This window comes from Aestuariimicrobium ganziense (genome assembly GCF_015352975.1).
Lineage (GTDB): Bacteria > Actinomycetota > Actinomycetes > Propionibacteriales > Propionibacteriaceae > Aestuariimicrobium > Aestuariimicrobium ganziense.
In genome coordinates this window covers 102,012-115,432 of record NZ_JACYIZ010000002.1, presented here as the reverse complement: position 1 = coordinate 115,432, position 13,421 = coordinate 102,012, and the positions used below count along the sequence as shown (strand labels likewise).

The 13,421-nt window shown below is 70.3% G+C and carries 12 protein-coding genes; 4 read left to right on the top strand and 8 right to left on the bottom strand.

Annotation, left to right across the window (positions count from 1 at the left end; all coding sequences use genetic code 11):
- Positions 1 to 23 precede the first annotated feature (23 nt).
- From IE660_RS04155 to IE660_RS04145, 3 genes are read left to right on the top strand one after another with little or no spacing between them, the layout of a single operon-like run.
- On the top strand, positions 24 to 1,001 hold the full coding sequence (locus tag IE660_RS04155) for a VWA domain-containing protein (RefSeq protein ID WP_407928995.1): 978 nt from the start codon (positions 24 to 26) through the stop codon (positions 999 to 1,001).
- Positions 998 to 1,972, top strand: coding sequence for a VWA domain-containing protein (locus tag IE660_RS04150; RefSeq protein ID WP_207730957.1), 975 nt, complete (start codon positions 998 to 1,000; stop codon positions 1,970 to 1,972). The genes IE660_RS04155 and IE660_RS04150 overlap by 4 nt, the downstream gene beginning before the upstream one ends.
- Positions 1,969 to 2,706 (top strand): YggS family pyridoxal phosphate-dependent enzyme, encoded by a 738-nt coding sequence (locus tag IE660_RS04145; protein ID WP_203567090.1) that lies wholly within the window; start codon positions 1,969 to 1,971, stop codon positions 2,704 to 2,706. Before IE660_RS04150 ends, IE660_RS04145 begins: the two co-directional genes overlap by 4 nt.
- On the opposite strand, the gene IE660_RS15645 is transcribed toward IE660_RS04145, so the two are convergent.
- Genes IE660_RS15645 through IE660_RS04125 form a run of 3 tightly spaced genes read right to left on the bottom strand, consistent with a single transcriptional unit; the run spans position 2,703 to position 7,242 of the window.
- Positions 2,703 to 3,587, bottom strand: coding sequence for a DUF4031 domain-containing protein (locus IE660_RS15645; protein ID WP_235997018.1), 885 nt, complete (start codon positions 3,585 to 3,587; stop codon positions 2,703 to 2,705). The two genes, IE660_RS04145 and IE660_RS15645, sit on opposite strands and share 4 nt — an antisense overlap.
- A gap of 12 nt (positions 3,588 to 3,599) precedes the next feature.
- Positions 3,600 to 5,297, bottom strand: a complete 1,698-nt coding sequence (locus IE660_RS04130; RefSeq protein ID WP_203567089.1) for an FG-GAP-like repeat-containing protein — start codon at positions 5,295 to 5,297, stop codon at positions 3,600 to 3,602.
- A gap of 52 nt (positions 5,298 to 5,349) precedes the next feature.
- Positions 5,350 to 7,242, bottom strand: a complete 1,893-nt coding sequence (locus tag IE660_RS04125) for a S9 family peptidase (RefSeq protein ID WP_203567088.1) — start codon at positions 7,240 to 7,242, stop codon at positions 5,350 to 5,352.
- A 126-nt stretch (positions 7,243 to 7,368) separates the two neighbouring features.
- Between IE660_RS04125 and IE660_RS04120 the strand changes: the two genes are divergently transcribed.
- Positions 7,369 to 7,911, top strand: a complete 543-nt coding sequence (locus tag IE660_RS04120) for a DUF3145 domain-containing protein (RefSeq protein ID WP_203567087.1) — start codon at positions 7,369 to 7,371, stop codon at positions 7,909 to 7,911.
- Between the two features lie 112 nt (positions 7,912 to 8,023).
- Here IE660_RS04120 and IE660_RS04115 read toward each other — a convergent pair whose 3' ends face one another.
- The 5 genes from IE660_RS04115 to IE660_RS04095 form a co-directional block, all read right to left on the bottom strand.
- A complete protein-coding gene (locus tag IE660_RS04115) occupies positions 8,024 to 9,436 on the bottom strand; it encodes an acyl-CoA carboxylase subunit beta (protein ID WP_203567086.1) in 1,413 nt (470 codons plus the stop codon).
- Positions 9,437 to 9,440: 4 nt separating this feature from the next.
- Entirely contained in the window at positions 9,441 to 10,694 is a 1,254-nt protein-coding gene (locus IE660_RS04110; protein WP_203567085.1) for a beta-ketoacyl-[acyl-carrier-protein] synthase family protein, read from the bottom strand.
- Between the two features lie 71 nt (positions 10,695 to 10,765).
- Complete coding sequence (locus tag IE660_RS04105; RefSeq protein WP_203567084.1) at positions 10,766 to 11,011, bottom strand: acyl carrier protein; 246 nt, start codon at positions 11,009 to 11,011, stop codon at positions 10,766 to 10,768.
- Between the two features lie 78 nt (positions 11,012 to 11,089).
- Positions 11,090 to 12,094 carry a beta-ketoacyl-ACP synthase III gene (locus IE660_RS04100; protein ID WP_407928990.1) on the bottom strand — a complete coding sequence of 335 codons (1,005 nt, stop codon included), beginning with the start codon at positions 12,092 to 12,094 and terminating at the stop codon, positions 11,090 to 11,092.
- Positions 12,091 to 13,335 (bottom strand): acyltransferase domain-containing protein, encoded by a 1,245-nt coding sequence (locus IE660_RS04095; protein ID WP_203567083.1) that lies wholly within the window; start codon positions 13,333 to 13,335, stop codon positions 12,091 to 12,093. The genes IE660_RS04100 and IE660_RS04095 overlap by 4 nt, the downstream gene beginning before the upstream one ends.
- Between the last annotated feature and the right edge of the window lie 86 nt (positions 13,336 to 13,421).

Here is a 13,421-nt window from a genome sequence, read left to right as displayed (position 1 = left end):
CGACCACGCTGCACCCGCTGACCCTGCACCCGATGATCCTGGGCTTCCTGCCGTCGTTCAGCGACGAGCAGAGGCTGTGGACGCTGCTGGTCGTGCCCTTGCTGGTGGCCGCCTACATCTGGGTGTTGCGGCGCAAGCACCTGACCGGCATGCGCTTCACCAACACCGGCGTGCTCGGCCGGGTGCTGCCCAAGCAGTCAAGTTGGCGGCGCCACGTGGCCGTGGCTGCGACCTTGCTGTCGCTGGTCGCGCTGGTGTTCGCCTGGGCACGTCCTGAGGGCGTCGAGAAGGTGGCCCGCGCGCGGGCCACGGTCGTCGTGGTGATCGACGTGTCGCACTCGATGCAGGCCAAGGACGTCAGCCCCGACCGGCTCAGTGCCGCGAAGAAGGCCGCCACCGAGTTCATCCTGCAACTGCCACCCGACTTCAACGTGGCTGTGGTCGCCCTGTCGGGCAAGCCCGAGACCCGGCTGCCACCCAGCACCGACCGTGGTGCGGCCCAGCGAGTGATCGCCGGGCTCGAACTGCAGGACGCGACCGCGATCGGCACCGCGATTGACGAGGGTCTGCAGGCGATCACACTGGCCCCGCCCGGACCGGACGACAAACCCGCCCCCGCGGTGATGGTGCTGCTGTCGGACGGCCAGAACACCGAGGGCGGGTCGCCCCTGGAGGCCGCCCGAAAGGCCAAGGAGCAGAACGTCAAGGTCTACACGATCGCCTACGGCACCGAGACCGGCTACGTCGACCTCGACGGCAAGCGCGAGCGGGTGGCGCCCGACAAGGCCGGGCTGGCCCAGATCGCCCAGACCACCGACGCCAAGGCGTGGACCGCCGACAGCGCGAAGGACCTGACCAGCGTCTACAAGGACGTGCGCGGCGAGGTCGGCTTCGAGGAGGTCAAGAAGGAGATCACCGCCCAGTGGGCGTTCTACGCCTTCGCCTTCGCGGTGATCGCGGCACTCGGTGCGGTGTCGATGGCAGCGAGGTGGCCCTCATGACCGCGCTGCTCGTGCCGATGATCGAGTTCCTGAGCCCCAACCGACTGTGGTGGCTGATCGCCGTCGCCGTCGTGGCCGTGCTCTACTTCGCGCTGGTCACCCGCACCGGGTTCACCTCAGGACGACGTGCCGGCAGCCGACTTGACCTGGTCATCCCCAAGGACAAGCCGTGGAAGCGCCACCTGGCCGTTGGTGCGGCCGTGCTGGCGATGGCGATGCTGGTCGTGGCCTACGCCAAGCCCAAGGACTTCGCCGAGGTACCCCGCGAGCGGGCCACGGTGGTGCTGGCCATCGACGTGTCGATCTCGATGAAGGCCGAGGACGTCAAGCCCAACCGGATGCGCGCCGCCCAGGACGCCGCCAAGGAGTTCACCACCCTGCTGCCGCCACGGTTCAACGTCGGCCTGGTGAGCTTCGCCGGGACGGCGAGGCCGATGGTGCCACCCACGACCGACCGTGGCTCGGTGCAGCGCGCCATCGACGCGTTGCAGTACGCCCCGTCCACCGCGATCGGTGAGGGTGTCTACCAGTCGCTGAACCTGTTGAAGACGCTGCCGCCCGATCCGCAGAACCCCAATGACGTGCCCCCGGCTGCGATCGTGCTGCTGTCGGACGGCGCCACCAACATGGGCCGCTCGTCCGAGGCCGCTGCCCGCGAGGCGAAGAAGCAGGGCGTGCCCGTCTACACCATCGCCTACGGCACCGCCAACGGCTACGTGGTCGACCGGGGCGTGCGTCAGGCCGTGCCGGTCAACCACAACGAGCTGGCCATCGTCGCCCGTGAGTCGGGCGGAAAGAAGTTCTCTGCGGCCTCGTCCCAGGAACTCAAGGAGGTCTACCAGGCGATCGCCCGTTCGGTGGGCTACGAGCGGGTCTACGTCGAGGTCACCCATCGCTACGTCACCTACGCGCTGCTCGCCGGGCTGGTGGCCACCCTCGGGGTGATGTCGCTGGCGGCTCGCTGGCCATGACCAGTCACCCGGTCGACCGCGTCGACGTGGCCGCGAACCTGGCCGACGTCGAACAACGGATCACCACGGCCTGCCAGGCTGCTGGACGGTCACGCGACGAGGTGCACCTGCTGCCGGTCACCAAGACCCATCCGGTCGAGCTGGTCGACCAGGCGATCGCCGCGGGGCATCGACGGTTCGGGGAGAACCGGGTCCAGGAACTCGTGGGCAAGGCCCAGCACTACCAGGAGCACCCACCGCCCGGTGGCCCGGTCGAGTGGGTGGTGATCGGTCACCTGCAGTCCAACAAGGCCAAGGACGCCGCACAGTGGGCCACCGAACTGCAGTCGCTCGACTCACTGCGCCTGGCCGAGCAGTTGCAGCGCCGCCTCGACGCGCTCGACCGCAGCCTCGACGTGCTCGTGCAGGTGAATTCCTCGGGTGAGCACACCAAGTCAGGTCTGGCACCTGACGAGGTGCTCGACTTCGCACGCGCCCTGGCGCCGTTCGACCGGTTGCGGGTCAGGGGACTGATGACGCTGGCGCTGCCGGGCCCCGACCAGCAGGCGGTCGCGGCCTGCTTCGTGCGCATGCAGCACCTGCAGCGTGAGCTGCGCGACGCCCAGGTGCTGGGTTCGACCTGGGACGAGTTGTCGATGGGCATGTCGGGCGACCTCGACCTGGCGATCGCCCACGGCGCCACCATCGTCAGGGTGGGCACGGCGATCTTCGGGGAGCGCGCCCGGCTCGACTAGGACGACCAGCGACGCCGCTCGCGCTGCAGGTTGACTCGCGCGGGGTGCTCCCACAGGTCGCGCCCCGCGCTTGTCCGGTACAGCGGGTCCAGCGCGAGCAGGTGGTCGAGCACGGCTGTGCGTCCTGCCCGCCAGGTGGCGTCGTCGAGGTGGTCGTACTCGGTGCGCACGTCGCGGACGTACATGTCGTAGCGTCCCGGCGGCTGGGCCAACACCGCCAGGTCGGCATCACACAACATCGCCCCTGCCCGATCGGTGGGCTCGGGGTCGTGGCTGATCGTGAGGTGCACCAGGCGCACCACCTCGGCCACCTCGGCCTCGCCCACCAGCCCGCGCAGGCTGGTCTCGACCAACGCCGCCGAACGCTGCTCATCGTCGGGTGCCCGGTCGTACACGGCGTCATGGAACCACGCCGCCAGCAGCACCGGCCGCAGGGCAGGCCCCGGCTGCAACCTCGACAGTGCCTCGAGCACCTGCTGCAGGTGTCGCAGGTCGTGGTAGTGGCGCTGTGGCTGCCGCCAGCGCTCGAGCAGGTCGTCCCGTACGGCGTCGGCGTCGCTGGTCAGCCCCAGACCACGCCAGCTCTCCAGCAGGTGGGGGAGCACCCGTTCGACGGTGGGCAACTTGTCGGCCGGGCGCACCCGAAGGCCCGCTGCGGACAGGCGCCTGACCAGGTCGATGGACGACATGGGCAGGGCTCCGGCGTCGACCGCCGGCTGCCACAGCCGTTCGGGCAGGTCGTAGTGGTCGTGGTCGAAGGCCCGCCAGTGCAGACCGAGGTCGCCCGCGAACCGGTGGAGTTCGTCCAGGGAGGCGTCGGAGACCAGGTGGGCGAACAGGGTCCCGTGGGCCGGCCAGCGTGGACGATCGAGCAGGATCATCCCTGGTGGTCCTCAGGCGAGCAGCCGGTAGCCGCCCCAGCCCCAACCGATCTGGCGCTTGCTGCCCCATCGGCCGGTGAGGTTCGCGTAGAAGAACAACGCGCCCTCCGGACTGCGGCCGATCAGGTCGTGCCGACCGTCTCCGTTCATGTCCCCGGGTGACCAGATGGCGGTCCAGCCGCTCCAACCGTGGCCGACCTGGCTACGCCCGCCTCGGAAGGTTCCCTGGGCCGTCAAGGGGTAGCAGTACAACTCTCCCTGGGCCCCGATGGCGAGGATGTCGGGGATCCGGTCGCCGGTGAAGTCGCCCGCTGAGACAAGCTTCTGCATGCTGCCCCAACCATGACCGATGGTGCGGCGGTTCGCCAGGTAGCTGGTCGGTCCGGTGAAGCTGAAACGCGCCAACTCGCCGCTGCTCGTGCGACCGATCAACTCGGGCAACGTGTCGCCAGTGACGTCAGGAATCACCACGAGCTGGTCCAAGCCTCCGAAACCGTGTCCGAGCTTGCTCCTGGTCCCCCAGGCCCCCCGACCCAGGCCGGGATACAACCACAGGGTGCCGTCCGTGGCGCGCGCCAGCAGCTCGGTGCGGCCATCACGGTTGAGGTCGGGAACCGAGGAGATCCAGTTCATCCCGCCCCAACCGTGGCCCACTCGGATGCCGGGACGCAGTGCGGGCCCGGGCCCGGTCTGGAACATCATCAGGTTCTCGGTGCCCCCCTGCACCCCCAGGACGTCGGCCAGGCCGTCTCCCGTGTGGTCGCCGAACACGCCTGAGGCGGGGTTGCCGGTGTCGAAGCGCAGGCTGACAGAGCCGAGGTTGGTGGTGACGCTGCCGGTGTAGCCCTTGTTGAGCGCGAGCGGACGAGTCGGGATCACCAGCACCTTGCCGGCCATCAGGGCCTTGGCCGTGGAGTTGGCGTAGTTGGAGGCCGTGCGCACGCAGACGGGCACGTTGGTGCCGTCCTCGAGCACGACCGCGGTGGCGCTCGTCACGCTCGTGCCGGGACCGAAGTCGACCAGGGTCGGCGTGCCGTACCACGAGCCGCTGGGTGCGTTGCAGCCGGCAGCCGGGTCCGGCGACGAGGCCTCGGTCATCTCAAGGATGCGGGTGGTGCCGCGCGGCCAGACCCTTGGCCATCCGGTGGTGGCAGGGGCCCGGGTGCGGCCCTGGGCCACGTTGAGGGTCGCGGCGGTCGCCGAGGTGGAGGTCGAGGTGTACTGGCCGTAGCCGACGGTCGCCAGCCGGCTGTCCAGCATCGAGATCAGGTGGAAGGGGGCCGCAGTCCAGGCGTCGATGAACTCGGTGGGGGTGCTCCAGCCGGCAGCCACCAACGAGTTGCGTCCCGCGGTGTCGCCGGCGGTGGTGTAGTACGGCTGGGTCGGGTCCTCGGCCTGGGTGACGACCTGGTTCTCGGCCATGTAGCGCGAGTGCAGGCCGGCGGCCTGGCTCCAGGTGGCGGACTCGACAACGGCAGCCACGCCGAACTGCGAGCGAACGGTGTTGAGCTGGGTGAGCCACGGCGCCACGGCGGCCGGACCGATGGTGGTCGTCGACGTGGTCGGGGCGGTGCCCTGCGTGGCCGGTGCATCGGCGGGAAGGGCCTGCCCGACGTCCTTGAGCGGCTCGGCCGTCGAGCTCAGGGGCATCGCGACCACGCAGGTGGCGGCGGTCGCGGTGGCGACCAGCCAACGCAGGAGCTTCTTCATGGCCACGAGTCCTCCGCCGTCATCGATGTCGCAGCCCACAGTAGGTGACTCCTCAGCGCAGGTCGAGTTCCGGCAGGTCGGTGTCGGTCGTGTCCAATCGCCACAACTGCACGTGGAATGCGAGCTCGGCGAGCAGGGCCCGGCGTCGGGCGGCCATCGACCGGAAGCCGTGGCCCTCGCCCTCGAACAGCTCCAGGGCCACCGGCAGCCCCTTGGCCCGGACCGCCGAGGCGATGGCCTCGGCCTGGTTGGGCGGGACGACGGCATCCTCGGTGCCCTGCAGCAACAGCATCGGGGTCGACATGTTCTCGACGTGGTGGATGGGGGAGCGGTCGAGGTAGCGCTGGCGCGTCTGGGGCAGGCGGCCCACCAGCGAGTCGAGGTAGCGGGACTCGAACTTGTGGGTGTCGGTGGCCAGCATCTCGAGGTCTCCGATGCCGTAGCGGCTGACGCCGGCGGTGTAGGTCGAGGTGGTGGCCAGGCTCTGCAGGGTGGTGTAGCCACCCGCACTGCCCCCGGTGATGCTCACCCTGGCCGGGTCGGCCAGGCCCTCGGCCACCAGGTGCTCGACCACGGCGACACAGTCCTCGACGTCGACCACACCCCAGTTCTGCAGCAGCCGCTCCCGGTAGATCCGTCCGAACCCGGTGGAGCCGCCGTAGTTGACGTCGACGACGGCGAAGCCGCGGCTCGTCCAGAAAGTGACCGAGGGGTTGTACGCGGCACTGGCGAACGAGGTCGGCCCGCCGTGGGTCCTCACGATGGTCGGGGGCGGTTGGTCGGCGTCGCGGGTGGGGGCGTGGTACCAGGCGTGGACGGGGCCGGTGGGGCCGTCGATGATCATGCTCCGGGGTGCTGTGGTGAGCTGCTCCGGCTCGCCTTGGGGCTGGTGGACGAACTCGACCTCACCGCTGGGGTCGATCGCGACCAGGGCCGGTGGACGGGTGGCGAAGCCGGCCAGGACGAAGACCCGCCCGTCCAGCACGGCCACCGAGTCGACGTCGGCGAGGTCGGGCACGGGCAGCGGCTGCCAGGACTGGTCAGCGCCGGCCCAGCCGAGTTCGGGCCATCCGTCGACCATCCGGTGGCACAGCACCCTTCCAGCAACAGGCGACCAGGTGGGCACGGTCAGGGTCCAGACCGGGTGGTCGTGGTCATGGGGTTCATCGGTCACCGCCCGGGTGCTGGTGCGGTCCCAGCGAGCGATGTTCCAGTGGCCGGAGCCGTCCTGGCTGAAGACCAGGTCACGGCCGTCCCACTGGGGGTGCTGGGCACTGGTGTCGGGCTCGGCGAAGACGACTTGGTGGTGGTCGGTGCGCCAGGCGTCGCCGACGCGGCTCAACCGGGCCACGCGCAGTTCGGTCTCGTCCCAGGGCATCGAAGGATGGTTCCACTGGAACCATGCCAACAGGTCGTCCTCGCTGAGGCGGGGCCCGGCGTGGAAGTCGGCACCACTGACCAGGACGGTGCCGAAGTCGGCATTGGGGCCGGTGAGGCTGAGGGCGACGATGCTGCTGACCGGCTCACCCTCCTGACGGCCGTCCTCGCGTACGGCCAGCACCAGGTCGCGGTCGGGGTGCACCTGCAGCCCACCGAAGCGGACCGCCGGGTCGGCCGGGGTGATGGGAGTGGTCTGGTTGCCCTCGAGGCGCACCAGTCGCCCGCTGGTCAGGTCGCTGACCACCAGGACGCCGTCGTGGCAGTCCCAGGCACCACCCCCGTACTCCCAGATGCGGGTGCGCACGTTGATCGGGGCGGCGGTGAGTTCGCTGAGCTGCCCGTCCCGCCACCTCACGACGGTCATCCGGGCGTCCTCCAAGGGCCTGGACTCCAGCCACAGCAGGTCGGTGCCGTCACCGCGCAACTCGCTCATCGACACCGACGACGACAACACCTCGTCCACGGACAGGGGGGCGGCGGCGGGGACGGTGGCATCGCTCGACATGGCCAAAGCCTAGGCGAGTTCTCAGGACTGGTGTGCGGCGGCCTGACGAGGCACAATCGAGGTCAAGGTCACGACTCCGATCGTCCAGCTGCTGGGGAAGGCACGTCTGGATGCTGAGGAGGAGCCATGACCGCCGTCACCACGACGGGTGGAACCACGACGACCGGCGTCGACGCCCCGGCCACCGGGGTGGTGTGGATCCACTCGACGCCGTCCGCGCTGTGCCCGCACATCGAGTGGGCCCTGGGCGGCGTCCTTGGCGTACCCACACGCCTGGACTGGAGCCCTCAGCCTGCTGACCGCGGCAGCTACCGCGCCGAACTCGAGTGGCGTGGCCCGGCCGGCACCGCGGCCACCATCGCCTCGAGCCTGCAGCGCTGGGGACGACTGCGCTTCGAGGTCACCGAGCACCAGCCGGGCACCGACGAGGGTGTGCGCTACTCGGTCACGCCGCGCCTGGGGGTCTTCCACGCCACGATCGGGCGTCACGGCGACGTGCTGGTGCACGAGCAGCGACTGCGTGCCGCGCTGGTGGCCGATGCGCTCAACCGCGCCAGCCTGCACCGTGCCGTGGCTGACCTGCTGGGTCTGGCCTGGGACGAGGAGCTGGAGCTGTTCAGGCAGGCCGGTGCCGACGGGCCGCGCTGGCTGGAGCGTCACCTGGCCTGAGTCAGCCCCCCGCGCTCCACAGTTCGCGGTAGAAGTCGTACTTGGCCTGGTCCATCGCGATGCCGTAGGCCTCGAGGAGTACCTGCGGGTCGCCCATCGGCCAGCGGTGGCATCAGAGCGGGATGTTGGTGTGGTTGCCCCGTGTGCCCCGATCGGCGTCGCTGATCGCCGCAGCAAGTGCCGATCGGGTGGCGGTGGGCTCGATCACCTGGTCGACCACGCCGATCTCGACGGCGCGGTCGATGCCTCCGGCGATCCGGGCGTGCTCGGCGGCCAGTTCGAGTTCGACCTGCTCGCGGCTCTCGTCCGGCACGGCGGCGAGCTTGCGCCGGTGCAGGATGCGGATCGCTGCGACCGCGCCCATCACCGCGACCTCGGCGGTGGGCCAGGCGAACACCTTGGTGGCGCCCAGCGCACGGGAGTTCATCGCGATGTAGGCACCGCCGTAGGTCTTGCGGGTGACCAGGGTGACCCGCGGGACGACGGCCTCGGCGAAGGCGTGCAGCAGCTTGGCGCCGCGGCGGACCACACCGTCCCACTCCTGCCCGACGCCGGGCAGGTACCCGGGGGTGTCGACCAGCACGACCAGCGGGATCCCGAAGGTGTCGCACATCCGCACGAAGCGCGCGGCCTTCTCGGCCGACAGCGAGTCGAGGCAGCCACCCAGCCGCAGCGGGTTGTTGGCGATCACGCCGATGCTTCGTCCGCCCAGTCGACCCAGGGCCACGACGATGTTGGGGGCCCAGCGGGCGTGCAGTTCGCTGAGCGATCCCTCGTCGACCAGGCCGTGGATCAACGGGTGCACGTCGTAGGCGCGCTTGGCCGACTCCGGCAGCAGCGTGCTCAGGTCGGTGTCGTCGACGTCTGGGGCGACGGTGCGCTGGTCGGCGAACAGCGACACCAGCCGGCGTCCCTGGTCGAGGGCGTCGGCCTCGTCGGTGGCCTCGACGTGGACGACCCCGGAGCGACGTCCGTGGGTGTCGGGACCGCCGAGGCGGGCCATGTCGACGTCCTCGCCAGTCACCGAACGGACCACCTCGGGGCCGGTGACGAAGATGCGTCCTGCCGGGGAACTGATCACCACGTCGGTGAGCGCGGGACCGTAGGCGGCACCGCCGGCGCAGGGGCCGAGCACGATCGAGACCTGGGGAACCTTGCCCGAGGCGATGGTCATGATGTTGAAGATCTCGCCGACGGCGTGCAGTGACAGCACACCTTCGGCCAGCCGGGCTCCGCCGGAGTGCCAGATGCCGGCGATCGGCAACTGGTCGGCCAGTGCTCGCTCGTAGGCGGCGACGACCACCTTGCAGCCCTCGACGCCCATGGCGCCGCCCATCACAGTGGCATCGGAGCAGAAGGCCACGGTGCGGCAGCCCTTGACCAGTCCGACCGCAGCCAGGAAGCCGGAGTCGTCGTCGGCACTGATCAGTTCGACGCTGCCTTCGTCGAAGAAGGCAGCGAGCCGGTGGTTGGGGTTGCGCGGATCGAGTGCGCGCGGCAGTTTCTCGGCCTTGGTGGCAGTCATGGGGTCACCGGTTCTGGTGGGCGTTGGTGACGGCGATGACCACGTTGTGACCACCGAACCCGAACGAGTTGTTCAGGGCGGCCAGGTCGCCGTCACCGAGCGAGGTGGTCTCGGTGGCGATCCGCACCGGCAGGTTGGGCTCGAGGTTCTCGACGTTGATCGTCCCCGGAACACGACGGTCGCTGAGCGCACGCACGGTGGCGAAGGTCTCGACCGCACCGGCGCCACCGAGCAGGTGGCCGGTCATCGACTTGGTGCTGGTGACCCAGGGCTGGTCAGCGGAATCACCGAGTGCTGCGGCGATCGAGGCGGCCTCGGCCACGTCGCCCTGGGGGGTCGAGGTGCCGTGGGCGTTGACGTGGACGATGTCGCGCGGGGTCAGGCCCGCGTCCTTGATCGCCTTCGTCATCGCGGCGGCCTGGCCGCGACCGGTGGGGTCGGGCTGGACGATGTCGTGGGAGTCGGCCGAGATGCCGGCCCCGGCCAGGGTTCCGTAGATCTTGGCGCCGCGGGCCTGGGCGTGTTCGAGGGTCTCGATCACCATCAGCGCGGCACCCTCGCCGAGCACGAAGCCGTCACGGTCGACGTCCCAGGGGCGCGAGGCCCGCTCAGGGTCGTCGTTGCGGCGGCTGAGCGCCTGCATCTGCGCGAAGGCGGCGATCGGCAGCGGGTGAACGACCGCCTCGGTGCCACCGACCACGGCGATGTCGGCGCGGCCCAGGCGCAGCATGTCGAGGCCGAAGGCGATGGCCTCGTTGGACGATGCGCAGGCCGAGACCGGGGTGTGGATGGCGGCGCGGGCACCGAGGCGAAGGCCCACGTTGGCGGCCGGCGCATTGGCCATCAGCATCGGGATGGTGAACGGGCTGACCCGACGAAAGCCCTTCTCCTTCTGCACGTCCCACTGGCTGAGCAGTGACTGCATGCCGCCGATGCCTGAGGCGCAGCAGACACCGAGCCGGTCACGGTCGATGCCGTTGTCGTCGCCGAGGGTGAGGCCGGCATCGGCCCAGGCCTCCATCGCGGCGACCACCGCGTGCTGGGTGGAGCGGTCCATCCGGCGGGCCTCGACGCGGTCGAGCTTGTCCGACGGATCGCCGGCAGTCTCGGCCGCGAAGGTGACCGGCAGGTCCTCGGCCCACTCGTGGGGCAGGTGGTGCACCCCCGAGCGACCCAAGAGCATCGCCTCCCAGGTGCTGGGCGCGTCGGTGCCCAGCGGCGTGAAGGCGCCGAATCCGGTGATGACGATGTCAGACATGCGGTACTCCCGTGGGTCGGTGGGGTGGTGCGGCCCCGGCCGGTGGGTGATCCCGACCGGGGCTGACAGGCTCAGGCCTGCGCGCGCTCGATGAACGCGACGGCGTCGCCGACGGTCTTGAGGTTCTTGGCGTCCTCGTCGGGGATCGAGACGCCGAACTTCTCCTCGCAGGCGTAGATGATCTCGACCATCGACAGCGAGTCGACGTCGAGGTCGTCGGTGAACGACTTGTCCAACTGCACGTCCTCGACGGCAACGCCGGCGACGTCGTTCACGATCTCGGCGAGGTCGGCGCGGATCTCATCGGTGCTGGCCATGGGGCCCTCCTTGTGTGGGTGTGGGTGCTGCTGTTCTGTCGGGCCCGGTGGCTCCCACAGAAGTTCTTGGGTTGGTGGTCAGGGCAGGACGAGGACCTGGCCCGCGAAGACCAGTCCGGCGCCGAAGCCGATGACCAGGGCGGTCTGGCCCGAGGTGGCCTCGCCGGACTCGAGCAGGGCCTCCATCGCCAGGGGGATCGAGGCGGCCGACGAGTTGCCCATGTGGGTGATGTCGCGACTCACGGTGACCGACTCGGGCAACTTGAGGTGGCGCAGCATCGAGTCGGTGATCCGATTGTTGGCCTGGTGGGGGATGAAAACGTCGAGCTGCTCGGGCTCGAGACCGGCCACGCGCAGGCACTCGCGTGCCTTGTCGGCGATCGCGGTGGTCGCCCAGCGGAAGACCTTCTGGCCCTCCATCTCGATGTAGGGGAATTCGGGGTTGCCGACCTCCCAGGGGCGGGTCTGGATGACCTCGTGGTCACCCGGTTCCGATCCCCAGACCACCGGACCGATGGCTGGAGTGTCGCTCGGGCCGACCACCACGGCACCGGCGCCGTCGGAGAACAGGAAGGCGGTCGAGCGGTCGGACAGGTCGGTGAGCCGACTCAGGGTCTCGACGCCGATCACGAGCACGTTGATGGCAGCGCCGCTGCGCACCAGGGACTCGGCCATCCCCACGCCGTAGCTGAACCCGGCGCAGGCGGCGGAGATGTCGAAGGCGGCAGGTGTGCCGCAGTCGAGCTCGTCGGCGACCAGCACGGCCAGTGAGGGGGTCTGCTGGAAGTGCGAGACGGTCGAGCAGATCACGGCGTCGACCTGGTCGGCGGCGAGTCCCGCGCGGTCCAGCGCCTTGCGGGCGGCGGCAGCGGCCATGCTGAGCGGGGTCTCGTCCTCGGTGGCCCAACGGCGCTCGACGATGCCGGTGCGCTGGCGGATCCACTCGTCGGAGGAGTCGATCCAGGTGCACATCTCGTCGTTGTCGACGACGCGGCTGCCGCGATACCCGCCGACGCCGAGCAGGCGTGCGTACTGCGCGCCCTGGCTCGTGGTCAGCATCCCGGCGGGGGCGGTGGCGGTCATGATGTCCTCTCCTGGCCGGCGGACGAGGTCTCGCCCAGCACGTCGTGGCGGCCTTCGGCCTCGGGGTGGAGCCGCACCAGTGGCTGGCCGGCGTGCACGGGGTCGCCGTCCTCGACGAGCCACTCGACGACCTCGCCACCGTGGGTGGCGGGCACCGGGACCGACTCGCGCAGGTTGCGCACGGCGCCGACCGGGGCGCCGACCGGCAGCACGGTGCCGACCTCGGTGCCGGGTTCGCGGACGAACGATCCCTTGCCGGGGCTGACCACCAGGCGCCAACTCGGGGTGATCGAGAGGTCGCCGGTCGGGTTCTCCTGGCCGTGGCGCTCGATGAACGCGCGGGCCTCGTTCAGCTGGTCGGGGGTGTTCAGGGCGAACAGCTCGACGCCCTTGAGGTTGCGCTTGGCGATGCCGGTCAGCGTGCCGGCCGGCGGCAGCTCCAGCAGACCGGTGACGCCGAGGTCGGCCAGGGTCTCCATGCACAGGTCCCAGCGCACCGGGTTCGCGACCTGGGCGATGATCCGCTCGAGGTACTCACGGCCGTGGTGGACGACCTGGCCGTCACGATTGCTGAGCAGTCGGGTGCGTGGGTCCTTGGTCGAGATGGCCAGGGCCAACCGGCTCAGGTGATCGACAGCGGGCGCCATGTGGATGGTGTGGAAGGCGCCGGCCACCGACAGCGGCACCAGGCGGGCGCGCGCGGGGGGATCGGCGGCCAGGTCGGCCAACTGCTCGACGGTGCCGGCGGCGACGATCTGGCCGGAGCCGTTGTTGTTGGCCGGGGTGAGGCCCGCGGCCTCGATCTTGGCCAGCACCTCGTCGCGGTCGCCGCTGACGACGGCGGTCATCGAGGTGGGGCGCGCCGCACTGGCCGCGGCCATCGCTCGTCCACGCTCACGCACGAAGACCATCGCCGACTCTGCACTCATCACGCCGGCTGCCGCTGCGGCGGTGATCTCACCCACGCTGTGGCCGGCGCCGACCGCGACCTTCGAGAAGGCGTCGGCGGGGCGTGGGAACAGTTCGAGCGCCGACACCAGGCCGGCGGCCACCAGCAGGGGCTGGGCGATGGCGGTGTCGCGGATGGTCTCGGCGTCGGCCTCGGTGCCGTAGTGGGCCAGGTCGAGTCCGCTGACCACGCTCAGCCAAGCGAGGCGGGCGGCGAAGGTGGGGAGCTCCAGCCAAGGGGCGAGGAAGCCGGGGGTCTGGGCGCCCTGTCCGGGCGCGACGATCGCGAGCACAGCACCACTGTGCCGCCGAAGGTGTGGGCCGCGCGCCTCGATCGGTTACGAAAAGGTCACGGCCCTCTTTGTGGGAACCCTCCAAT